The organism is Erwinia sorbitola (assembly GCF_009738185.1).
Lineage (GTDB): Bacteria > Pseudomonadota > Gammaproteobacteria > Enterobacterales > Enterobacteriaceae > Erwinia > Erwinia sorbitola.
Genome location: NZ_CP046509.1, coordinates 3,815,329 through 3,838,923 on the forward strand (window position 1 = coordinate 3,815,329; position 23,595 = coordinate 3,838,923).

A 23,595-nucleotide genomic window follows, 5' to 3' on the forward strand; every position below is an offset into this window, starting at 1 on the left:
CACATGGCCCGGTTTCTATAGCGCTGACTGAGGATTAAACCGCAGTCTGGAAAATCACGCTGTCGGCTTTATCAGTGTACTGACTCAGCTGGTCGAAGTTCAGATAACGATAGGTATCCACGGCAGTTTTATCCACCTGATCCATAAAGTGCAGATACTCTTCCGGCGTTGGCAGTTTACCCAGCAGAGACGCTACCGCTGACAGCTCGGCAGAAGCCAGGAACACATTCGCGCCAGTACCGAGACGGTTCGGGAAGTTACGCGTTGAAGTCGACACTACCGTTGCACCGTCCGCCACACGCGCCTGGTTACCCATGCACAGAGAACAGCCAGGAATCTCGATACGCGCACCGCTCTTACCGAACACGCTGTAATAACCTTCTTCGGTCAGCTGCGCTGCATCCATCTTGGTTGGCGGAGCAACCCACAGACGGGTTGGCAACTGACCCTTATGGGCATCCAGCAGCTTACCGGCAGCACGGAAGTGGCCGATGTTGGTCATGCAGGAACCGATAAATACTTCATCGATTTTTGTACCCTGCACATCAGACAACAGGCGGGCATCATCCGGATCGTTTGGCGCACACAGAATTGGCTCTTTGATATCCGCCAGATCGATTTCGATCACTGCGGCGTACTCTGCATCTGCATCGCCTTCAAGCAGCTGCGGATCGGCCAGCCATTTTTCCATGCCCTGAATACGGCGTTCGATAGTACGACGATCGCCATAACCTTCGGAGATCATCCACTTCAGCAGCACGATATTAGAGTTCAGATACTCAATGATTGGATCTTTGTTCAGCTTGATGGAACACCCTGCGGCAGAACGCTCGGCGGATGCATCGGACAGCTCAAATGCCTGCTCAACTTTCAGATCCGGCAGACCTTCAATTTCCAGAATGCGGCCGGAGAAGATGTTTTTCTTACCTTTCTTCTCAACGGTCAGCAGGCCAGCTTTGATGGCATACAGCGGGATAGCATGTACCAGATCGCGCAGGGTAATACCCGGCTGCATTTTGCCTTTAAAGCGCACCAGCACTGATTCCGGCATATCCAGCGGCATCACACCGGTCGCAGCAGCAAAGGCCACCAGGCCAGAACCCGCCGGGAAAGAGATACCAATCGGGAAGCGGGTGTGAGAGTCGCCACCGGTACCAACGGTATCCGGCAGCAGCATACGGTTCAGCCAGCTATGGATAATACCGTCACCCGGGCGCAGCGATACGCCGCCACGGTTCATAATAAAATCAGGCAGCGTATGGTGGGTAGTCACGTCAACCGGCTTCGGATAAGCAGCGGTGTGACAGAAAGACTGCATGACCAGATCGGCAGAGAAACCGAGGCACGCCAGATCTTTCAGCTCATCACGGGTCATCGGGCCGGTGGTGTCCTGTGAGCCAACCGAGGTCATTTTCGGTTCACAGTAAGCACCAGGACGCACACCGTCAACGCCGCATGCGCGACCAACCATTTTCTGCGCCAGTGAGAATCCACGGGTGCTGGACGCGACATCTTTCGCCTGCTCAAACACATTGCTGTGCGGCAGACCGAGAGATTCACGTGCTTTAGTGGTCAAACCACGGCCAATAATCAGTGGAATACGGCCACCAGCACGAACTTCATCCACCAGCACGTTGGTTTTCAGTTCGAAGTTAGCCAGCACTTCACCGGTTTCATGGTTACGGACTTCACCTTTATATGGGTAGATATCGATAACATCGCCCATATTCAGACGGTCAACGTCCACTTCAATCGGCAGTGCGCCTGCATCTTCCATGGTGTTAAAGAAGATAGGGGCGATTTTACCGCCGAGGCAGACACCGCCGCCCTTCTTGTTTGGCACGTAAGGAATATCGTCACCCATAAACCACAGCACCGAGTTGGTGGCAGATTTACGCGAAGAACCGGTACCGACCACATCGCCGACGTAGGTCAGCGGGAAGCCTTTTGCTTTTAATGCTTCGATCTGTTTGATCGGGCCTACGTTACCAGCATCGTCGGGTTCGATACCTTCACGGGCGTTTTTCAACATCGCCAGCGCGTGCAGTGGAATATCCGGGCGAGACCATGCATCCGGCGCCGGAGAGAGGTCGTCGGTATTGGTTTCGCCGGTCACTTTAAACACGGTTACGGTGATTTTTTCTGCAAGTTTAGGACGCTTCAGGAACCATTCGGCGTCAGCCCACGACTGAATAATTTTTTTCGCGTGTGGGTTACCTGCTTTGGATTTGTCTTCGACATCATAGAAGTTGTCAAACATCAGCAGCGTGTGAGACAGCGCTTCAGCAGCAATCGGTGCCAGCTTTTCATCGTCAAGCGCGTCAATCAGCGCATGGATGTTATAGCCACCCTGCATGGTGCCCAGCAGTTTGACTGCCAGTTCAGGAGTGACCAGAGGAGAAGTTGTTTCGCCTTTCGCGACGGCAGCCAGGAAACCGGCTTTGACATACGCCGCTTCATCTACGCCCGGCGGCACTCGATTGATTAACAGATCGGACAGAAATTCTTCTTCACCCGCTGGAGGGGCTTTTAGCAGTTCAACCAGCGCGGCCATTTGGGAAGCATCTAACGGTTTTGGAACAATCCCCTGGGCAGCACGCTCGGCAACGTGCTTACGGTATTCTTCTAGCACGACGTTCTCCTCGCTCTCATTGTATTTAGCATCCCGGACTACCTGAGTCACCGCAAAGTGAAAACAATCCATGTGTAGGGTAAGGTGCCCGGTTCCGCGAGGGCCAGCATAGCAGGATTTCGGTTGCATGTTAATCTGTTTACAAAAAAGCAACATCAATAGCCTGACAGGTTTTATGGGCTAAAAAGCTGTTTCCCAGCGCTTTTAACTGGTTTTTCAGTCCAGGTCTTTCAGTTATTCTTCATGTGTGGTTAAAAAACAGTATATCTTCCGCAGCTGAATCTCCCGCTACGAACTGTGGAAATAAATGCAGCTTATTTTAAATGGCAGTTCAATAACTTATCAACGTGAGGAGTGGTGGGGGGATCGATACGGGGAAAGACGCCGTTTTCACGGAGCACAAAAACAAAAAAAGCCGCACTTGGCGGCTTTTTTATCACTAACACGTCACTGCTCAGGCTACTGCCGTCATCGCTGTCGTCAATGTTAGCGAGATTATCGGCTTATTACAGCGCGATAACGTTTACAGCTGATGGGCCTTTAGCGCCGTTCTCGATAGAGAACTCAACTTTCTGGCCTTCATCTAAGGTTTTGAAATCGCTGCTCTGGATAGCAGAGAAATGTACGAATACATCTTTGCTGCCGTCTGCTGGAGTGATGAAACCGAAGCCTTTATCAGCGTTGAACCATTTTACTAAACCAGTCATTTTGTTAGACATGATATTTCCTTTCATATTTGAGCCACTTAGTGTGGCGAACATGGCCTGTTTTCAGATTTAATCTTATTTGGCACTTAGGAGGAGGCTCTCGATGAAGGGATATCTGTGATAACACTTGTACTGAGGACTGCTTTACTAAAACTGCGTTCATAAGGTCTGTATTCCAAACCGATGCAAACATAGTAGACCGGATTCGCCTGAACAAGCAAGGATTCATTTCATTTATATTTTTTTGAACTTTATGCATCACCACGGGTCAGCGGATCCGGGCCGTCGGGCGCGGCAGTGATAAGTGTAAAGCAAGGCAACGCCATGAAAAAGCAGACTTCCACGGAAATGAAAAAGCCCTGACGGATATCGCCAGGGCTTTTAGGTTACTGCATACTCAAACTTTAACATTAATGAACTTAACGAGTAATTACTGCTATTAATACTTCGTCAAATGTACGTGTTTATTACGGATTGTATTGGTGACTAAAATACTAGCTTACCTCCATAAATGACATTTAACATCATCATGCCTGTCTCAAGACATGGCGGATTAAACAAGTACACTCCCCATCGCGACGTAGACTCTTTGATACGTGGCTTGACTTCGATTGTGATTAGCGGAACAGACATCACAATATTCAGACTCGCATATATCGGTAAATCATAGCCTTATGCCATCGCGCTTACGTTCCCATCCTGCGATTCTGCAACTGACTGCGTGGCCTTAAAGCATCATCGAAGCGAGCACATATAGAAACTAAACTCACAACGACTCACCCATACAACAATACTTCGTGACCTTCATCGCAAATATAACTCTTACTAACTTTTTCTATCACTTACTCTAACTAACTTTTTACTCTTACAGCCGGTAATATTCTCCTGCTGTGAGTTCTAATCTACTGCTTTAAATTTAAGTGTCAATACTGTTTTTAATGCCATGTGATTATTATCAGTGTTTACCACCACAATTGGCCCGATCCCGCAAAATCTGATGATATAAACATCAGTTATCAGTTAAGCCAAACGTCAGACTTAATATAAACACCGGAAAAACAAGGCGAAATCAATATTCATGCCAACATAAGCCGCAATGAAAAATAAATAAGCCCACCGCCAAACTATTTGGACACTTATTTTTAACAGGGGGACTACTTATGGTTCAGTGAGCCATCACTGTTGCGATAAGGCAAAATCTGACAGCTCACCTGAAGAGTTATTGAGCCAGGAAAATCTACTGCGGCGAGTCACGCTCTACCAGCGTAAGCTCCTGTGGCGTATAGCGTTCACCAATAATATTCTCCGCAGCAAACAGACCATCGAGCAACGCCAGATCCTCAACCGCCAGCCGAAGCGCCACGGCGCGGCAGTTATCTTCCAGATGGGGGATTTTGCTGGCACCGGGCACAGGCACAATGTTTTCCCCTTTCGCCAGTACCCAGGCCAGCGCCAGCTGGGCCGCGCTGGCACCGTAACCACCGGCCATCTCTTTTAACTGCCCGACTAATTTCAGATTATGAGTCAGCGCCTCTCCCTGAAAACGCGGCAGATAATGGCGGAAGTCATCGGCTCCCAGTGCCGGAAGCTTGCCAGAGAGGAAACCTCGCCCCAGCGGGCTGTATGGCACGAAACCGACATTGAGCTGTTGGCAGGTGGCAAGCAGGCTGGATTCAGGCTCCCGTGACCACAGTGAATATTCACTCTGCACCGCAGTAATCGGGTGTACAGCATGAGCACGTTTTAGTGTCTCACTGGAAATTTCAGACAGCCCCAGGTGCAGGATTTTCCCTTCGCGCACCAGATCCGCCATCGTTCCCACCACATCCTCCACAGGAACTCGTGGATCAACACGGTGCTGATAGCAGAGGTCGATGGCCTCCACGCCCAGGCGCAGCAATGAAGCCTCCACTGCGCTACGTATATTAGCGGGCTGGCTGTTCACGCCTTTAATGCGCTCCCAGCCTTCCCCCTCACCGGTGATGTGAAAACCAAACTTGGTGGCTATCTTCACGCTGTCACGGCGACCTTTCAGAGCCTTTCCTATCAGGGATTCATTAGTGAACGGGCCGTAGACTTCCGCCGTATCGAGAAAATTCACGCCAAGATCAAAGGCGCGATGCAGTGTGCTGATGTTCTGCTGCTCATCGCCTGGCTGTCCGTAGGCAAAACTCATCCCCATGCAGCCGAGACCGATAGCGGAAACCTGGAAATTCTCACTGCCTAATGTTCTCTGTTTCATCATTTTTATCCGGTTGATTAGCGACAGTGCAGTTATACTTTTGTCGGTTTAAATCAACAATTGACGCTGATTAAGCGCATTAATGAAGAATAATCATCAATATGAAAAATCGCGCCACACTACAGGAACTGGAGATTTTCGCCGCCATTGCCCGCCATCTTAATTTCCGCAAGGCGGCGGAAGAGCGTAACGTCACCCCCTCAACGCTGAGTCATACCATCACCAACCTGGAGCAGCGCATTGGGGTACGGCTGCTGAATCGCACTACGCGCAGCGTATCGCTGACCGAGGCAGGGCGTGCCTTTCTGGCCCGTATTGAACCGGCATTAGTTGACCTCTCCAGCGCAGTCGATGAGCTGAATACCTGGCGCGCCGACCCGCGCGGTACCCTGCGCCTTAATTTACCGCGAAACGCGGAAGCCATTGCCCTGCACTCCATTCTGCTGCCGTTCCACCAGCACTATCCTGAGATTGCACTGGAGATCGCCACCAGCGACGGTTTTGTGAATATCGTTGAGGAGGGTTTCGATGCCGGGGTTCGCTTTGGCAATACGCTTCCTCAGGATATGGTTGCCATTCCCTTCGGGCCTGCGGTATCCGGTGCGGTGGTAGCCAGCCCTGCATTTATTGCCCGCCATGGCGCACCGCAGCATCCGGACGATCTGCCTGGTTATTGTTGCATCCAGCGGCGCTTCCCCAGCGGCATGCAATATAAGTGGGAGTTTCAGGTTCAGGGAAAACTGCAGGAGATCGCCGTTAAAGGCGGAGTCACGCTGGATAACGACCAGACGATGATTCAGGCGGCACAGGCCGGGGTGGGTATCGCATTTGTTATGCGTGACCTGGCGAAAAGCGCGCTGGCAAAGGGGGAACTGGTAGAACTGCTGGCAGACTATGCTGCTCCTGCGGAAAAATTCTGGCTCTATTACCCCAGCCGCAAATATCACTCCGCCGCGCTACGCTGCTTTATTGAGTGGTTGCAGCAGAGTAATCGCGGCGTGATACACTCGGATCCCTCGCTGAACTGCGGTAATCCTTTATGAATAGCGAACAACCGAATACACAACTGATCCGCTGCGACCGCCCGATCCCACACGTGGTGCGCCTGACGCTGCACCGTCCCACTGCGCGTAATGCTTATAATGCTGTGATGATTAGCGAGCTGGAACAGTGCCTGAACTGGTGCGAACAGCAGGCAGATATTCGTACAGTGATCCTTACCGGCAGCGGTACGGTGTTTTGCGGCGGAGCCGATCTGCAAGAAGCGTTTACCGATGGCGGCAAAGGTCTGGTCAACTCGCACGGCGGCTTTAATCCATTGCAGCATCTGCCCCGGCGCAAAATCTGGATTGCGGCGCTAAACGGTCATGCTTTTGGCGGCGGACTGGAACTGGCGCTGGAATGTGATTTTATTATCGCCGCTGAACAGGTAAAAATCGCCCTGCCGGAAGTAAAACACGGCCTGTTGCCGCTTGGCGGAGCTATTGGTCAGCTGGCAACACGTCTGCCTGTCAGTATTGCGCGTGAGATGTTGCTGATTGGCGAGCCAATGGATGCACAGCGTGCGCTGGCGCTGGGGCTGTTTTACCAGCTGGTGGATGCCGCTGAACTTACCGATGCCGCACTGGCGCTGGCGCAACGCCTCAACCGTAATGCCCCGCTGGCAGTGCAGGCATGTAACGCTCTGCTGAAGCAGGCCCATGCGCAGGATCTGCGTCAAAGCAGTGCGGCGGAGTTAAAACAGCTGCAGGGTAGTGGGGATTATCAGGAAAGCCTGCTCGCCTTCAGCGAAAAGCGGGCACCGCTGTGGCGCGGAAAATAAATTTATAAGCGCACCGCTTTAAACAGTGCGCTTAACCCCAACCCACCGGCAATCCCCAGCATCGCCAGGCCAAAACCGTTGCTCTGCGGCTGGCACAACAGCTGGCTGAACAGGCGCGTAACCATAATGGCACCGGAAGCTCCGTAAGGATGGCCCAAAGCAATCGCCCCGCCCTGCCGGTTAATCTTCAGTTCATCGATATGCAACGCATCGATCGATCCCAGCACCTGCGCAGCAAAAGCTTCGTTAAACTCAATAACATCAATCTGATCCAGCGTCAGACCCGGCTGGCGCGCCAGCAGTTTCTGCGTGGCTGGCACCGGGCCAAGACCAAGCAGATTCGGATCAACGCCTGCGCTACAGGCATCAGCAAACAGCAACCCTTCGGTAAAACCACTGGCGCGCGCCAGACGGCGGCTCATTACCAGCAGCAGCGATGCGCCATCGTTAAGCGGGCAGCAGTTACCTGCGGTTACCGTACCGTCAGCGGCAAATACCGGAGACAGGGCCGCCAGCCTGGCCAGTGAGGTATCCGCACGCGGGCACTCATCCTTCTCCACCAGATGACCTTTGACACTAAGCGGAACAATCTCCTGCTGAAATGCCCCCTGCTGCTGTGCCGCCAGCGCCCGTTGATGGCTACGTAGCGCAAACTGATCCTGACGTTCGCGGCTAATACCGCACTGGCGGGCCACGTTTTCGGCAGCGATACCCATTTCCGGATCGCCGATCTCATCCGGGGAAAACTGCGCACGGCCATAAAAACGTGGCATCTGCTTCAGCGAGGAAGGCTTCTCCACCCGCCATGGCGCAGTACTGACGCTTTCGACACCGCCCGCCAGATAACACTCCCCCGCCCTCGCCTGCACCAGGCGACAGGCATTAATCACCGCCTCCAGTCCGGAACCACACTGACGATCGACCGTCACGGCGGGAACCGAGAGCGGAAGCCCGGCGGTTAACGCAGCCAGCCGGGCAATATTACCGCCGCCGCCAGTCGCATTGCCGATAATCACTTCATCAATCGCGCTGAAATCCTGCGGCAAGGTCGCCATGATGCGCTTAAACAGCGGGGCAAGTAATGCCTCCATCGACAGGCTGGCAAAGACGCCATAAGCTTTGCCAACGGGGGTGCGGTGGGCGGCGACAATTACTGGCTGCCACTCATCCTCAGGCTGATAATTCAGTAAGCTCTGTGCTGCTGCCATGTTGTGCGATCCTTTTTTCCAGCTCGGCGCGTTTTATTTTACCGCTCGGCGTGAGTGGCCAGTGGGTAATACGGTAGAACTGGCGGGGAAGTTTATATTTCGCCAGCCGAGATCGGCAGCGTTGTGGTAACTCATCCAGATCCTCCGGTGCAGCCTCCACAATGGCTACCATCTTTTTACCTAAATAATCATCATCGACGGCAATAACCACGGCTTCAATAATACCGGGCAGTGATTTAATGACCGACTCTATTTCCGAGAGATAGATATTATTACCGCCGCTGAGGATCATATTTCCCCGGCGGCCAATGACATGCAGGCGCTGCGCATCATCCAGATAGCCAATATCCGCCACCGTGGCCGTTGAGTGATATTTAACAAATGCACTGCCATCATCACCCCATAAATAGCGGTCGATAATCTGTTCGCTGGTAATAAAGATGGTGCCCGGCTGATTGGCGGTCAGAAGCTCACCCTCATCATTACGGATGCCGATCTCCACGCCGGGGAAAGCATGACCCACCGTCGCCAGCGATTCGTTGATATGGCTATCATCAAGGGTTGAGACAGCGATAAAACCCAGCTCGGACGCGCCGTAATACTCCTGAATTCGCGCCGCAGGAAACAGCGCCCGCGCCTGGCGATAATGATTCAGCTCCAGCTTGGCTCCGGCGCTTAACAGGCTGTGCAGGCCGGGATAAGTCTGCTCTGCTGCCACGCGGGCAAAACCGGCGATCATGGTCGGCACTACTACCAGCCGCTCGATCTGCTGCTGCGCTATCAGCGCCAACGTCGCCGCAGGCTGCCACTGGCCAGGGCTGTAGAAAGTCCCTCCGGAGTACAGCGTTTCATTCAGGCAATAAAGGCCTATTCCGTGCGAGAGCGGACCAGGAAACAGCGTTGAGGGCGCATCTTCTAAGCCAAAGATCGCTTCACCGTTTTCAAAACTACAGCGCCAGGATCGGCGCGATCGGATAAAGGCTTTCGGCAGGCTGGTGGTACCAGAGGTGAAGTTGATCAGAAACGGGGTGTTGTCCTGCATCCCGGCGATAAACGCGGGATCGTCAGGCACCACGGGCAGTGCATGCCAGCTATCAAGGGCCAGCCAGCAGATCCCCAGGCGTTCAGCCAGCGCAATCAGCGTCGGATCTTCTGCTTTCAATAGCAGCAGATCCGGTGCCAGCCTGTGCAGCATATCGTGCAGCTGTTCCGCTGGTGCCTGATGGTCAATAATTGCCGCAGTGAACGGCTGTGCCGTGGCCGCCAGCCAGGCGATGGGAAAGGTGATATCGTTCCCGGTAGCGATGGCAATAACGCGATTTTTGCTGGCAAACACCTGCTGATAAAGGGTGTGGTACAGCGCCTGTGCGCCCTGCCACAGCTGCTGCCAGCTGAGAGTTTTACCTTCAATATCAACGGCTATATGTGCAGGTTTTTGTTCTGCATGAAACTTTACTCTGTCGTGAACCGGCATAATGCTCAGGCCCCGGCCAGCGGGAAGTGGTTTACAAGCGCCTGGCGGGCATCATCGGGAATCGTGCACGGTTTATTATCCGACAGGCTCACACAGACCCAGATAAACTGACCTTCAGCGCAGAGCGTAATCTTATCGTCGAGCATCAAACGTACCGTGAAAATTAAACTGCTATTACCGATTTTCTCAATCAATACCTGAGGTAATACCACATCATCAACCGAGAGGGGATGAAAGAAGGTGGCTTCGCATTTTTTCACATGATAGGCAACGCCCGCAGTGTGCGGTCGAAATAAAGGCAGAATATCAGCCCGGCGAAACGCATTTACAATGGCATCTTCACAATAATCTAAATATACAGAATTATGCACATGACCATTTAAATCTATATCGCGCATTGATACGCGAAATGCTTCGCTATTATACTGTTCCTGCATAAAAATCATTAGCCTGTAAACCGGACAACACTGAAGAAAATATACCATGAAAGAGACTTTATTCACCAGAGCAGTCGTCCGGGAGTTCGGCAATATCGCCGAGGTTATGCGGCTTGAACAGAGCGCACAGGCAGAGTTGTCCGCAGGCCAGGTGCGGGTCAAAATGACGTTCGCCACCATTAATCCCTCTGATATTATTACTATTTCTGGTGCCTACCGTTCCCGTATTGCCCTGCCCTTTGTGCCGGGGTTCGAAGGCGTGGGCAGAATCAGTGAGAGTGATGATGCCAGTCTGCCTGTCGGGCAGCGCGTACTGCCGGTGGGAAGCATGGGGGCCTGGCAGCAGTATAAAGACAGCGATGCGCAATGGTGCTTTACCCTGCCCGATTTTGTGACCGATCGGCAGGCAGCGACCAGCTATGTGAACCCGATGACAGCGCTGTTAATGCTGACGGAAGAGCTGCATTTCACCCCCGGTATGCGCATTATTATCAATGCGGCAAACTCAGCCATTGGTAAGATGCTGATCCGCATTGCCAACCATTTGGGGTTGAAGCCAGTTGCCATCGTGCGTAAGGCAGAGAATCTCGGTTTATTTAGCGATTATGTTACTGAGCAGGTGCTGAACAGCAGCGCTGCCGATTATCCCCAGGCGCTGAATGCGCTGGCACACAGCGGCGGCGTGGCAGCTATTCTCGACTGCATCGGCGGTGAAGAGTCCCTGACGCTGGCTCACGCGCTGATGCCGGGCGGGCAGTTTATTCATTATGGCCTGCTGTCTGGCCAGCCGATCCCGGCTACCTTCTGGCGCAGCCGCCCGGATATTCGCTTCTCTAACTTTCATCTGCGCCTGTGGGTGCACGGCCATGAGAAGACGCTGGTTCAACGCAAAATTAATGAGGTGATGGCGCTGATCCGCGACGGGGTGATTGCCACCGAGATTGTCGCAGAATATGCGCTGGATGAGATCGATCAGGCGGTCAGAGACGTGCAGTCAGGGGAGCTGAAAGGCAAAATTTTACTGCGGCTGTAACCCATTATTCCGGTAAAAACCCGGGCGAGGCGTGCCTCGCCCCTACGAAAATCCACGCAGGGGGGCGGGCATGCCGGCCCGTTTACTACGTCGGATATAATCACCGCTGGAGGGCGAGGCGTGCCTCGCCCCTACGCAAATCCACGCAGGGGCCGGGCATGCCGGCCCGTTTACAGCGTCGGATATAATCACCCCTGGCGTGCCTCGCCCCTACGAAAATCCACGCTGGGGGCGGGCATGCCGGCCCGTTTACAACATCGGATATAATCACCGCTGGAGGGCGAGGCGTGCCTCGCCCCTACGAAAATCCACGCAGGGGCCGGGCATGCCGGCCCGTTTACAGCGTCGGATATAAACACCGCCGGCGGGCGAGGCGTGCCTCGCCCCTACGCAAACCTACGCAGGGGCCGGGCATGCCGACCCGTTTTACAGCGTCGGATATAATCACCCCTGGCGTGCCTCGCCCCTACGCAAATCCACGTAGGGGGCGGGCATGCCCGACCCGTTTACAGCGTCGGGTACGCCCGGCGCACTGCGCGTACAATCAGCACCGCCAGCACCACTTTAACGATATCTCCAGGCAGGAAGCCAAGAGATCCCAGCGCGGCCTGTTTCAGAGATAACCCGGCGACCATCGCAATCCACGGAATCCCCGCAGAGTAGATCAGCACTACGCCGCCCAGCGCCAGAAACATCACCTCTTTTGCCAGCGTCAGCGAACGCAGGTTACGTTGATACAGGTAGCCAATCAGTAGCGCCGCCAGCGGCCACGCCAGAATAAAGCCGCCGCTGGGGCCAAGGAAAATGCCCAGACCACCGCGACCACCGGCCAGCAGCGGCAGACCAATCGCGACCAGCACCACAAACAGCACCAGCGCCAGCGCGCCGCGTTTCGCTCCGGCAATAGCACCGGCCAGCATCGGGCCTAGCGTCTGGGCGGTGATCGGTACCGCAATCACCGGCAGGCTGAATGCCGGGAACAGACCCAGCGCGGCGGTGATCGCAGCGAACAACGCAATATAAACAATATCTCTGGTGGACATTAAGACTCTCTCACTTTCTCAGCATCGGTGCGCTCACGGCGCAGTTGGGGATCATAGGCGCGGGCTTCGAGCGCCGCAGCAATATCATCCGCCATTTTCAGGGTACGGACGATCACCGGGATGGCGATAGCGATCAGGCTGCGATCCAGCCCCCGGGCTTTTTGCGCTTCACGCACTTCAGCCACGATTGCCGCCAGAACAGGGATAAAACGCATCGCCAGCGACAGCGCCAGGCTCACCTTAGCCGGATTAATACGTAAAAAACGCAGCCAGAACAACCCCCTCTCCAGCGAGTCGATCATCGCTGTGGTACGGGTTGTCAATGTTACCAGCGCCGCCATCAGCATCAGCGCCGCCAGCCGGGCAATCACCAGCACGCCGGACTGCCAGCTCACCATCCACCACTGAACAACAAACAGCAGTGCCAGCACCCACAGCAGCGGTTTCAGCTGTAACAGCATAATACGTGGGGAGATGCGCGCCAGCGGATAGAGCAGCATCACCAGCAGCAGCACCGCCAGCGAGGCATCCAGACGCGGGAAAACAAAGAGCAGCGTACCCATCAGCGCCAGCGAAAGGATCTTTAATCCCGGGGGCGTACGGTGAATAAGCGAACTCCCCGGTATATAGTCACTTAACATCATGACATCATCCTGACGTACTCCTTCAGCGCCACTGAGGGCAGATCATCCACCACCACCTGCCCGTGATCAAACACCAGCACGCGGTCAAAATCCTGTAAAAACTCCAGATCGTGAGACACCACAATAGCCGTCTGATCGAGATCGGCAATTGCCTGGGCGATACGGCGTTTATTACGCAGATCGAGCAGCGTAGTCGGCTCATCAAAAACGATATATTCCGGCTCCATTACCAGCACGCCGGAGATCGCCAGCAGCTGCTTTTGCCCACCGCTTAACAGATGCGCAGGATGCTGACGCAGATCCTGCATATCGTAACGTGCCAGCGCGGCCTCGGTGCGCTCGCGGATCACCTGCTTCGACAGACCAAGATTTTTCATACCAAAGGCGAGATCTTCCTCAACCACCGGGAAGACAATCTGATTATCCGGGTTCTGAAACACGAAGCCGACTTTACGCCGCACCGCTTTACCCTGCTTACGGGTATTCAGCCCGTCGACCAGCACCTCCCCCTGCTGGGGTAATAACAGGCCGTTCAGCAGGCGCGCAAAGGAACTTTTGCCACAGCCGTTACTGCCGACAATCCCAATACGCTTTTCCGTAAGTTGCAGATTGATATTATTGAGTACCTGACGCTCACCGTAAGCATGCGATACCCCTTTCAGTTCCAGCATACTGTCTCCTGGCTCAGACGGGTTTACGCGGCCGGTACTGCCGCCCGATGGTGAGCTGTTCCACAACCGCAGCAGGGGACAACGACATAACGAACTCAACCGCGCGGCAGATATCATTGGTACTCAGCATCTCATCGGATGCCAGGCCGGAACCCTGGGCCATATCGGTATCCACCACATCAGGGCACAGCGTGGTGACTTTTATGCCCTGCGTACCCAGTTCACGGGCAATCGATCGGCTGTAACCCACCAGCGCATGTTTACTGGCAGCATAGCTGGCCACGCTGCCGAAAGGCTGCACACCGCTGACTGAGGCGAGATTAAAGATGCGGCCATCCTGCGATTTGAGCAGCCAGGGTGTACAAAGCTGGCAGAGATGGTGGATAGCGGTAACATTGGTCGCCAGCATATCGTTGAAATCATCCAACGGCGTCTGAGTTGATCCGGCACGAAAAATTCCAGCCGCATTGATCAGCACATCAAGCCGGGAATGGGCAGCCAGCGTCTGCTGCACCTGCTGCGCAACTGCCGGATAATCACAGACGTCGATCGCCAGCGTCTGCACGCGCGATGGATCGAGTGTGCTCGCAAACGCATTCAGCGCCTCTGCGCCCCGGGCGATTAAAATCAGATGATAGCCCGCAGCATAGAAATGGCGGGCAAGATGGAGACCGATACCGCGTGAGGCACCGGTAATCAGGGCAACTTTATTCGACACAACAAGCCTTTTAACCGGTCAGAAATTGCCTGCAAAGATACGCGATTTTGTGGCATTCTGCGCGGTTTTTTACGGAGAGACAGACAGCAAAACGGCCCCCGCAGGAGCCGTTATTTAAACCTTATGGCGAATTATTTCTTTTTCGCTTTCGGGTTTGGCAGGTCGGTAATACTACCTTCGAAGATTTCCGCCGCCAGACCAACCGATTCGTGCAGGGTTGGGTGTGCGTGGATGGTCAGTGCCAAATCTTCAGCATCACAACCCATCTCGATAGCCAGACCGATTTCACCCAGCAGCTCGCCGCCGTTGGTACCGACAATCGCACCACCGATTACGCGGTGAGTGGTTTTGTCGAAGATCAGTTTGGTCATGCCGTCTGCACAGTCGGAAGCAATAGCACGGCCTGATGCAGCCCACGGGAAAGTGGACGTTTCGTAGCTGATGCCTTTCTCTTTCGCTTCTTTCTCGGTCAGACCAACCCAGGCAACTTCTGGCTCAGTATAGGCGATAGATGGGATCACTTTCGGATCGAAGTAGTGCTTCAGACCAGAAATGACTTCCGCCGCTACGTGGCCTTCATGCACGCCTTTGTGTGCCAGCATTGGCTGGCCCACGATATCGCCGATAGCGAAGATATGTGGCACGTTGGTACGCATCTGCTTGTCGACGCGGATAAATCCACGGTCGTCCACTTCCACGCCCGCTTTACCTGCATCCAGACCTTTGCCGTTTGGCACACGGCCAATCGCTACCAGAACGGCATCGTAACGCTGCGGTTCAGATGGGGCTTTTTTGCCTTCCATCGTCACATAGATGCCATCTTCTTTGGCTTCTACTGCGGTCACTTTGGTTTCCAGCATCAGGTTGAACTGCTTAGAGATACGCTTAGTGAAAACTTTCACCACGTCTTTATCAGCAGCCGGGATCACCTGGTCAAACATCTCTACCACGTCGATCTGAGAACCCAGCGCGTGATAGACGGTGCCCATTTCCAGACCGATGATACCGCCGCCCATTACCAGCAGACGCTCAGGAACTTCTTTCAGTTCCAGCGCATCGGTAGAATCCCAGACGCGTGGGTCTTCATGTGGAATAAATGGCAGTTCAATCGGACGGGAGCCAGCTGCGATGATGGCATTGTCGAAAGTGATTACGGTTTTAGAACCATCTTCAGCGGTCACTTCCAGAGTGTTGGCACCGGTGAATTTACCCAGGCCGTTAACCACGTTAACTTTGCGGCCTTTCGCCATACCAGCCAGACCACCGGTCAGCTGAGTGATGACTTTCTCTTTCCAGCTGCGGATCTTATTCACGTCAGTCTGCGGCTTGCCGAACACGATACCGTGTGCTTCCAGCGCTTTAGCTTCTTCAATCACCTTCGCCACGTGCAGCAGGGCTTTAGAAGGGATACAGCCAACATTCAGACACACACCACCGAGGGTGCTGTAACGCTCAACGATTACGGTCTCCAGACCTAAATCTGCTGCACGGAAGGCTGCGGAGTAACCTGCAGGGCCTGCCCCAAGTACCACGACCTGAGTTTTAATTTCTGTACTCATCATGACCTCTTATTTGATTGTCCGGTGGGTCAGCGCTTATACCCGTATATTAGGTATATTATTCAACGCCCTCATTCCACCGGGACGCGTTCACCGCAAGAGTTTACAGAATTGTTAACAAACTGCAAACAGCGGTACCACGAATCACAACAACATCTTACAAGAAGGCCGGCTTACGCCGGCCTTCTGGAGGGTTACATCACCAGACGGCGAATGTCGGCCAGTGCATTGTTAATGATGGTGATGAAACGCGCACCATCAGCACCGTCAATTACGCGGTGGTCGAAGGAGAGCGACATCGGCATCATCAGACGCGGAGTAAACTCTTTGCCATTCCAGACCGGCTCAATCGCAGACTTGGAGACACCAAGGATAGCCACTTCCGGCGCGTTAACGATAGGCGCGAAGTGAGTCGTCCCGATACCACCCAGGCTGGAGATGGTGAAGCAGCCGCCCTGCATTTCGCCCGCAGTCAGCTTGCCGTCACGTGCTTTTTTGGAGATAGCCATCAGCTCGCGAGACAGCTCGGTGATGCCTTTCTTGTTCACATCCTTGAACACCGGAACCACCAGACCGTTTGGCGTATCAACCGCCACACCGATGTTGATGTATTTCTTCAACGTCAGTTTCTGCGCGTCTTCAGACAGCGAGCTGTTAAAGCGTGGCATCTGCTCAAGGGCAGCAGCGACCGCTTTCATGATGAACACCACAGGGGTGAACTTCACATCCAGTTTACGCTTTTCAGCTTCGGCGTTCTGCTGTTTACGGAACGCTTCCAACTCGGTGATATCGGTTTTGTCGAAGTGAGTCACATGGGGGATCATCACCCAGTTACGGCTCAGGTTTGCACCAGAGATTTTCTGGATGCGGCCCAGTTCAACTTCTTCAATTTCGCCAAATTTGCTGAAGTCCACTTTCGGCCACGGCAGCATGCCAGGCAGACCACCGCCAGCGGCAGCAGGTGCTTCAGCGCGTTTAACCGCGTCTTTCACATAGCTCTGCACGTCTTCTTTCAGAATACGGCCTTTACGTCCGGTGCCTTTGACTTTCGCCAGGTTTACACCAAATTCACGTGCCAGACGACGGATAACCGGAGTGGCATGTACGTAAGCATCGTTTTCTGCAAATTCAGACTTCGCATCCGCCTTCGCAGGGGCAGCAGCAGGAGCCGCTTTCTCTTCCTGTTTAGCCGGAGCAGGTGCAGCAGCTTCAGCTTTGGCAGCAGGAGCGGCAGCCGGAGCAGCGCCCTCCACTTCAAACACCATCACCAGGGAGCCGGTGCTGACTTTATCGCCGTTGCTGACTTTGATCTCTTTAACCGTACCGGCAAATGGCGCAGGCACTTCCATTGAGGCTTTATCGCCTTCAACGGTGAGGATCGACTGTTCAGCTTCGACTTTGTCGCCCACTTTAACCATGATCTCGGTAACTTCAACTTCGTCACCGCCGATATCAGGTACGTTAACTTCTTTCGCTGCGCTGGCCGCCGGGGCCGCAGCAGGAGCGGCTGCCGGAGCTGCTTCTTCTTTCTTCTCTTCTGCCGGAGCCGGTGCTGCTGCACCGCCTGCTGCTTCGAAGATCATGATCAGTTTGCCGGTTTCGACTTTGTCGCCAACGGTTACCTTGATCTCTTTCACTACGCCAGCCTGTGGGGACGGCACTTCCATTGAGGCTTTATCACCTTCAACTACCAGCAGTGACTGCTCAACTTCTACAGTGTCGCCCACTTTGACCAGAATCTCGGTGACTTCAACTTCATCTGCGCCGATGTCCGGGACCTTAATTTCGATAGCCATTACTCTATTACCTCTTATGCCAGACGCGGGTTAACTTTATCAGCATCGATATCGAACTTAGCGATGGCATCAGCAACCACTTGTTTGTCGATTTCGCCACGTTTAGCCAGTTCACCCAGGGCTGCAACCACCACGTAAGATGCGTCCACTTCGAAGTGGTGACGCAGATTTTCACGGCTGTCTGAACGACCGAAGCCATCAGTACCCAGCACGCGATAATCGCTGGCAGGGATATAGCTGCGAACCTGTTCGGCGAACAGTTTCATGTAGTCAGTCGATGCAACGGCTGGCGCATCGTTCATCACCTGCGCGATGTACGGAACGCGCGCTTCTGCCGTTGGGTGCAGCATGTTCCAGCGCTCACAGTCCTGACCGTCACGGGCCAGTTCAGTGAAGGAAGTCACGCTGTAAACGTCGGAACCCACACCGTAGTCTTTCGCCAGGATATTTGCCGCTTCACGCACGTGACGCAGGATAGAGCCTGAACCCAGCAGCTGAACTTTACCTTTGCTACCTTCGATGGTGTCCAGTTTATAGATACCTTTACGGATACCCTCTTCTGCACCGGCCGGCATTGCTGGCATATGGTAGTTTTCGTTCAGCGTGGTGATGTAGTAGTAAACGTTTTCCTGCGCTTCGCCGTACATACGAACCAGACCGTCATGCATGATAACGGCAACTTCGTAAGCGTACGCTGGATCGTAAGAGATACAGTTCGGGATAGTCAGAGACTGAATGTGGCTGTGACCATCTTCGTGCTGCAAACCTTCGCCGTTCAGCGTAGTACGACCTGAAGTACCGCCTACCAGGAAGCCGCGTGCCTGCTGGTCACCTGCTGCCCAGCACAGGTCGCCGATACGCTGGAAACCGAACATGGAGTAGTAGATGTAGAACGGGATCATTGGCAGGTTGTTGGTGCTGTAAGACGTTGCCGCCGCCAGCCACGATGCGCCTGCACCCAGTTCGTTGATACCTTCTTGCAGGATCTGACCTTTCTCGTCTTCTTTATAGTAAGCAACCTGCTCACGATCCTGTGGGGTGTACTGCTGGCCATTCGGGCTGTAGATACCGATCTGGCGGAACAGACCTTCCATACCGAAGGTACGCGCTTCGTCAGCGATGATTGGCACCAGGCGATCTTTGATCGACGGGTTTTTCAGCATCACGTTCAGAGCACGCACGAAGGCGATAGTAGTTGAGATCTCTTTGTTCTGCTCATCCAGCAGCTGGCGGAAATCTTCCAGCACTGGCATCTCCAGCTTCTCGCTGAACTTCGCTACACGAGTCGGCAGGTAGCCGCCCAGTTTTTCACGCTGGCCGTGCAGGTAGTTATACTCGTCAGACCCTTTTTCGAAGGTCACATACGGCAGTTTTTCAATAGCTTCATCGCTGACCGGCACGTTGAAACGATCACGGATATAGCGTACGCCATCCATGTTCATTTTCTTCACCTGGTGCGCGATGTTTTTGCCTTCGGCAGTCTCGCCCATACCATAACCTTTGATGGTATGTGCCAGAATCACTACAGGTTTGCCTTTGGTATCCTGCGCTTTTTTCAGTGCAGCGAAGACTTTCTTCGGATCGTGTCCACCACGGTTCAGAGACCAGATTTCATCATCGGTCAGATCTTTCACCAGCTCGGCAGTTTCAGGATATTTACCGAAGAAGTGCTCACGAACATAGGCACCGTTACGGGATTTGAAGGTCTGATAGTCGCCGTCAACGGTTTCGTTCATCAGCTGAATCAGTTTGCCGCTGGTATCTTTACGCAGCAGCTCATCCCAGCGACCGCCCCAGATAACTTTGATCACTTCCCAGCCAGCGCCACCAAAGATGCCGTCCAGCTCGTTGATGATCTTGCCGTTACCGGTGACCGGGCCATCCAGGCGTTGCAGGTTACAGTTAATGATGAAGACCAGGTTATCCAGTTTCTCACGGGTAGCGATAGTGATCGCCCCTTTGGATTCCGGCTCATCCATCTCACCGTCGCCCAGGAAGGCATAAACGGTCTGCTGAGAGGTGTCTTTCAGGCCACGGTGTTCCAGATATTTCAGGAACTTAGCCTGGTAGATGGCACCCAACGGCCCCAGACCCATCGATACGGTCGGGAACTGCCAGAAGTCAGGCATCAGTTTAGGGTGCGGGTAAGAGGACAGGCCTTTACCGTGAACTTCCTGACGGAAGTTGTTCATCTGATCTTCGGTCAGGCGACCTTCCAGGAATGCACGTGCATAAACGCCCGGAGAAATGTGGCCCTGGAAGTAAACCAGATCGCCGCCGTCTTTTTCAGTGCGCGCACGGAAGAAGTGGTTAAAGCACACTTCATACACGGTGGCAGAAGACTGGAAGGAGGACATGTGGCCGCCCAGATCCATATCTTTCTTAGAAGCACGCAGAACGGTCATGATCGCGTTCCAGCGGATAGCTGAACGAATACGGCGCTCTAAAGACGTGTTGCCCGGGTACTCCGGCTCATCTTCAACAGCAATAGAGTTGATATAGTCACTGGCTCCCGCGCCGGCAGCCACTTTCACGCCACCTTTACGTGCGCCGCTCAATACCTGGTCAATCAGATACTGTGCGCGCTCAACACCTTCTTCACGGATGACCGATTCGATCGCTTCTAACCAGTCGCGAGTTTCGATCGGATCCACGTCATTGTTTAAACGTTCTGACATGGGGGGTATTCCTTATCTGTGTCTAATTACGTTGAATGTACTGGAGCCTGTCTCTATGTATGCTCCCCTCGATCGGGGTTGGTTAACACACATAAAGACAGGCCCAAAGTTCGATGCCGCGTCTTTTAAAATACGCGTTAATCCTTACGTTGCTGTATACGTCGCAAGGAGCGCTCTCTACGACTCTGCTCCCGACTTCTGTCCAGCAATATTTCCTCGATAAACGCCAGGTGGCGGTGTGAAGCTTCGCGGGCCTGTTCCGGCTCACGTGCCACAATCGCCTCAAAAATACTGGCGCGATGACTACTTACTTTCGCCAGCATCTCTCGGCGCGAGTAGAGCATTTCGAAATTCTGTCTGACGTTCTGTTCCAGCATAGGACCCATGCTGCGAAGCAAATGCAGTAACACCACATTATGGGCTGCTTCTGTGACAGCGATCTGATACTGCATTACCGCCCCCGCTTCTGCGTCAAGATCGCCACTTTGCTGGGCGCTCTGAATATGTAGAAAGCAGTCGCGGATACGCGCAAGATCTTCGTCAGTGCCGCGCAGTGCGGCGTAATAGGCGGCAATCCCTTCCAGCGCATGACGTGTTTCAAGCAGGTCGAACTGGGATTCAGGATGGCCGGCAAGTAATTCTACGAGCGGATCGCTCAGGCTTTTCCATAAGTTGGTCTGGACAAAGGTGCCCCCGCCCTGACGGCGTAATAACAGCCCCTTAGCTTCAAGGCGTTGAATAGCCTCGCGCAGCGAAGGACGGGAAACATCAAACTGCACGGCCAGCTCACGCTCAGGCAGCAGTTTCTCTCCGGGACGCAGCGTCCCTTCCATAATCAGGGATTCAAGCTGCTGCTCGATAGCATCAGAGAGCTTTGGTTGGCGGATCTTGCTGTAGGCCATCATCCCCTTCTTCTGTTTGCGGAGTAAATTGGTCATACCAATTGCAAAAAGGTGACCGTAAAGTAACAAAGTATTCACCTGATGTCCATATGGTAGCCTGCTGAAATCAGACCCTCATCTCGCTGTCGATCAAGGGTTAAGCGGGTAAACAAGGGGCGATTTCCTTCAGTTTTCAAATGTTAAATCCGGTAACTTTTTCGAAAGACGGCAGCGAGTTACTGGATAAATTACGATTTCACCATAAGAGAATGTTATTCGTCATTCTTGCTGTTTTGTGACAGAAAATGAGGAGACAAAACTGAGAGCGATCGTTGATTTTTTAGGCGTTCTTTCGCACAAAAGGCGAAAGCGAGTGCATTGAAAGCCGCTTAACACTATTCTTTCAATCGCGGTAGGTTCTGCCCGGATTTTCGCTTACACAACAGCGTAAAGTTTTTAATACAATATCAAAAATTCTACCCAAAATAGTTCGGATTGCAGGTAAGCGAAACGTCTCTGAATCGCTAAACATAGTTAACTATGTGACTGACGTGAGCAGATATCGCCAACGCCCCTGCGGCTCAACGTAGAAGGGTATATAAGAACGAGGTTTATATGGAACAGCAGCAGGGCGACACGCTGAAACGCGGTTTAAAAAACCGTCATATTCAGCTGATCGCATTGGGCGGGGCCGTCGGTACTGGTCTTTTTCTGGGCAGTGCATCGGTTATTCAATCCGCAGGCCCTGGCGTAATACTTGGCTATGCAATTGCCGGGTTTATTGCCTTTCTGATTATGCGCCAGTTAGGCGAAATGGTAGTAGAAGAGCCGGTTGCCGGCAGCTTTAGCCACTTTGCTTATAAATACTGGGGCAATTTTGCCGGTTTTGCTTCAGGCTGGAACTACTGGGTGCTGTATGTGCTGGTGGCGATGGCAGAGCTGACCGCCGTCGGTAAATATATCCAGTTCTGGTATCCCGAGATCCCAACCTGGATGTCTGCTGCTGTGTTCTTCGTGCTGATCAACGCCATCAACCTGACCAACGTGAAAGTGTTTGGTGAGATGGAGTTCTGGTTTGCCATCATTAAAGTCGTTGCCGTAGTGGCAATGATCCTGTTCGGCGGCTGGCTGCTGTTCAGCGGCACCGGCGGTCCGCAGGCGAGCGTGCGTAACCTGTGGGAACAGGGCGGTTTCCTGCCTAATGGCTTTAGCGGATTAATGATGATGATGGCGATCATCATGTTCTCCTTCGGCGGTCTTGAGCTGGTGGGGATTACCGCAGCTGAAGCAGATAACCCGGAAACCAGCATTCCGAAGGCGACCAACCAGGTTATCTATCGCATTCTGATTTTCTATGTTGGCTCACTGGCGGTGCTGCTGTCGCTGATGCCGTGGACGCGTGTAACCGCAGATACCAGCCCGTTCGTATTGATTTTCCACGAGCTGGGTGATGCGCTGGTTGCCAACGCCCTTAACGTCGTTATCCTTACGGCCGCGCTGTCGGTGTACAACAGCTGCGTTTACTGTAACAGCCGTATGCTGTTTGGCCTGGCTCAACAGGGGAACGCCCCTAAAGCCCTGCTGAAAGTTGACCGTCGTGGTGTGCCGGTCATCTCCATCATGTTCTCAGCAATCGCCACTGCCCTGTGCGTACTGCTCAACTACCTGATGCCGGGCGAGGCCTTTGGCCTGCTGATGGCGCTGGTGGTATCAGCCCTGGTGATCAACTGGGCGATGATCAGCCTGGCGCATATGAAATTCCGCCGTAAGAAAGATCAGCAGGGTGTTAAAACCCGCTTCCCTGCGCTGTTCTACCCATTGGGTAACTGGATCTGCCTGCTGTTTATGGCCGGTATTCTGGTACTGATGGCGATGACTCCGGGGATGGCAATCTCCGTCTGGCTGATCCCGGTATGGGTATTAATCCTCGCCGTAGGCTACTGGATTAAAAACCGCACGCAGCGTTCGTAATCATCAAACCTGCTTCTGATTCGGCCAGCACGCGCTGGCCGAATTGTTATCTGCTTCACACTTTCCTCTCCCCAGGCGT

The 23,595-nt window shown here is 53.5% G+C and carries 18 protein-coding genes; 4 read left to right on the forward strand and 14 right to left on the reverse strand.

The genetic code is table 11. The annotated features are described in order from the left end of the window. Positions 1 to 34: 34 nt before the first annotated feature. The 3 genes from acnB to GN242_RS17405 form a co-directional block, all read right to left on the reverse strand. A complete protein-coding gene (gene acnB / locus GN242_RS17395) occupies positions 35 to 2,632 on the reverse strand; it encodes a bifunctional aconitate hydratase 2/2-methylisocitrate dehydratase (protein ID WP_156287911.1) in 2,598 nt (865 codons plus the stop codon). A 506-nt stretch (positions 2,633 to 3,138) separates the two neighbouring features. Then, the gene (gene cspE / locus GN242_RS17400) at positions 3,139 to 3,351 is read right to left on the reverse strand and encodes a transcription antiterminator/RNA stability regulator CspE (protein WP_133842250.1); all 213 of its coding nucleotides are present in this window, start codon (positions 3,349 to 3,351) and stop codon (positions 3,139 to 3,141) included. Positions 3,352 to 4,576: 1,225 nt separating this feature from the next. After that, complete coding sequence (locus GN242_RS17405) at positions 4,577 to 5,581, reverse strand: aldo/keto reductase (RefSeq protein WP_156288316.1); 1,005 nt, start codon at positions 5,579 to 5,581, stop codon at positions 4,577 to 4,579. Between the two features lie 101 nt (positions 5,582 to 5,682). Here GN242_RS17405 and GN242_RS17410 point away from each other — a divergent pair, with 101 nt between their 5' ends. Beyond that, the gene (locus GN242_RS17410; RefSeq protein WP_156287912.1) at positions 5,683 to 6,624 is read left to right on the forward strand and encodes a LysR family transcriptional regulator; all 942 of its coding nucleotides are present in this window, start codon (positions 5,683 to 5,685) and stop codon (positions 6,622 to 6,624) included. Continuing rightward, entirely contained in the window at positions 6,621 to 7,403 is a 783-nt protein-coding gene (locus GN242_RS17415) for an enoyl-CoA hydratase/isomerase family protein (protein ID WP_156287913.1), read from the forward strand. The genes GN242_RS17410 and GN242_RS17415 overlap by 4 nt, the downstream gene beginning before the upstream one ends. Positions 7,404 to 7,405: 2 nt before the next feature. Here the strand turns inward: GN242_RS17415 and GN242_RS17420 are convergent, their stop codons facing one another. Genes GN242_RS17420 through GN242_RS17430 form a run of 3 tightly spaced genes read right to left on the reverse strand, consistent with a single transcriptional unit; the run spans position 7,406 to position 10,522 of the window. Continuing rightward, positions 7,406 to 8,611: a thiolase family protein gene (locus tag GN242_RS17420; protein WP_156287914.1), complete on the reverse strand. Its 1,206-nt coding sequence runs from the start codon at positions 8,609 to 8,611 to the stop codon at positions 7,406 to 7,408. Then, positions 8,574 to 10,085 (reverse strand): AMP-binding protein, encoded by a 1,512-nt coding sequence (locus GN242_RS17425; RefSeq protein ID WP_156287915.1) that lies wholly within the window; start codon positions 10,083 to 10,085, stop codon positions 8,574 to 8,576. The genes GN242_RS17420 and GN242_RS17425 overlap by 38 nt, the downstream gene beginning before the upstream one ends. A 5-nt stretch (positions 10,086 to 10,090) precedes the next feature. Further along, complete coding sequence (locus GN242_RS17430; RefSeq protein ID WP_374189813.1) at positions 10,091 to 10,522, reverse strand: acyl-CoA thioesterase; 432 nt, start codon at positions 10,520 to 10,522, stop codon at positions 10,091 to 10,093. A 46-nt stretch (positions 10,523 to 10,568) separates the two neighbouring features. Here GN242_RS17430 and GN242_RS17435 point away from each other — a divergent pair, with 46 nt between their 5' ends. Further along, positions 10,569 to 11,555, forward strand: coding sequence for a zinc-dependent alcohol dehydrogenase family protein (locus tag GN242_RS17435; protein ID WP_154752641.1), 987 nt, complete (start codon positions 10,569 to 10,571; stop codon positions 11,553 to 11,555). A 506-nt stretch (positions 11,556 to 12,061) separates the two neighbouring features. On the opposite strand, the gene GN242_RS17440 is transcribed toward GN242_RS17435, so the two are convergent. The 8 genes from GN242_RS17440 to pdhR form a co-directional block, all read right to left on the reverse strand. Then, a complete protein-coding gene (locus GN242_RS17440) occupies positions 12,062 to 12,598 on the reverse strand; it encodes a biotin transporter BioY (protein ID WP_154752642.1) in 537 nt (178 codons plus the stop codon). Next, positions 12,598 to 13,242 carry an energy-coupling factor transporter transmembrane component T family protein gene (locus GN242_RS17445; RefSeq protein ID WP_154752643.1) on the reverse strand — a complete coding sequence of 215 codons (645 nt, stop codon included), beginning with the start codon at positions 13,240 to 13,242 and terminating at the stop codon, positions 12,598 to 12,600. Before GN242_RS17445 ends, GN242_RS17440 begins: the two co-directional genes overlap by 1 nt. Beyond that, positions 13,239 to 13,913 carry an energy-coupling factor ABC transporter ATP-binding protein gene (locus GN242_RS17450; RefSeq protein ID WP_156287917.1) on the reverse strand — a complete coding sequence of 225 codons (675 nt, stop codon included), beginning with the start codon at positions 13,911 to 13,913 and terminating at the stop codon, positions 13,239 to 13,241. Before GN242_RS17450 ends, GN242_RS17445 begins: the two co-directional genes overlap by 4 nt. A gap of 13 nt (positions 13,914 to 13,926) precedes the next feature. Further along, a complete protein-coding gene (locus GN242_RS17455) occupies positions 13,927 to 14,631 on the reverse strand; it encodes an SDR family NAD(P)-dependent oxidoreductase (RefSeq protein ID WP_156287918.1) in 705 nt (234 codons plus the stop codon). Between the two features lie 131 nt (positions 14,632 to 14,762). After that, the gene (gene lpdA / locus GN242_RS17460; RefSeq protein ID WP_154752895.1) at positions 14,763 to 16,190 is read right to left on the reverse strand and encodes a dihydrolipoyl dehydrogenase; all 1,428 of its coding nucleotides are present in this window, start codon (positions 16,188 to 16,190) and stop codon (positions 14,763 to 14,765) included. A 194-nt stretch (positions 16,191 to 16,384) separates the two neighbouring features. Continuing rightward, a complete protein-coding gene (gene aceF, locus GN242_RS17465) occupies positions 16,385 to 17,986 on the reverse strand; it encodes a pyruvate dehydrogenase complex dihydrolipoyllysine-residue acetyltransferase (protein WP_156287919.1) in 1,602 nt (533 codons plus the stop codon). Positions 17,987 to 18,000: 14 nt separating this feature from the next. Beyond that, positions 18,001 to 20,664 (reverse strand): pyruvate dehydrogenase (acetyl-transferring), homodimeric type, encoded by a 2,664-nt coding sequence (aceE, locus tag GN242_RS17470; RefSeq protein WP_154752646.1) that lies wholly within the window; start codon positions 20,662 to 20,664, stop codon positions 18,001 to 18,003. Positions 20,665 to 20,801: 137 nt separating this feature from the next. Continuing rightward, complete coding sequence (gene pdhR / locus GN242_RS17475) at positions 20,802 to 21,566, reverse strand: pyruvate dehydrogenase complex transcriptional repressor PdhR (RefSeq protein WP_154752896.1); 765 nt, start codon at positions 21,564 to 21,566, stop codon at positions 20,802 to 20,804. Between the two features lie 594 nt (positions 21,567 to 22,160). Between pdhR and aroP the strand changes: the two genes are divergently transcribed. Beyond that, the gene (gene aroP, locus GN242_RS17480) at positions 22,161 to 23,516 is read left to right on the forward strand and encodes an aromatic amino acid transporter AroP (protein ID WP_156287920.1); all 1,356 of its coding nucleotides are present in this window, start codon (positions 22,161 to 22,163) and stop codon (positions 23,514 to 23,516) included. Positions 23,517 to 23,595 lie beyond the last annotated feature (79 nt).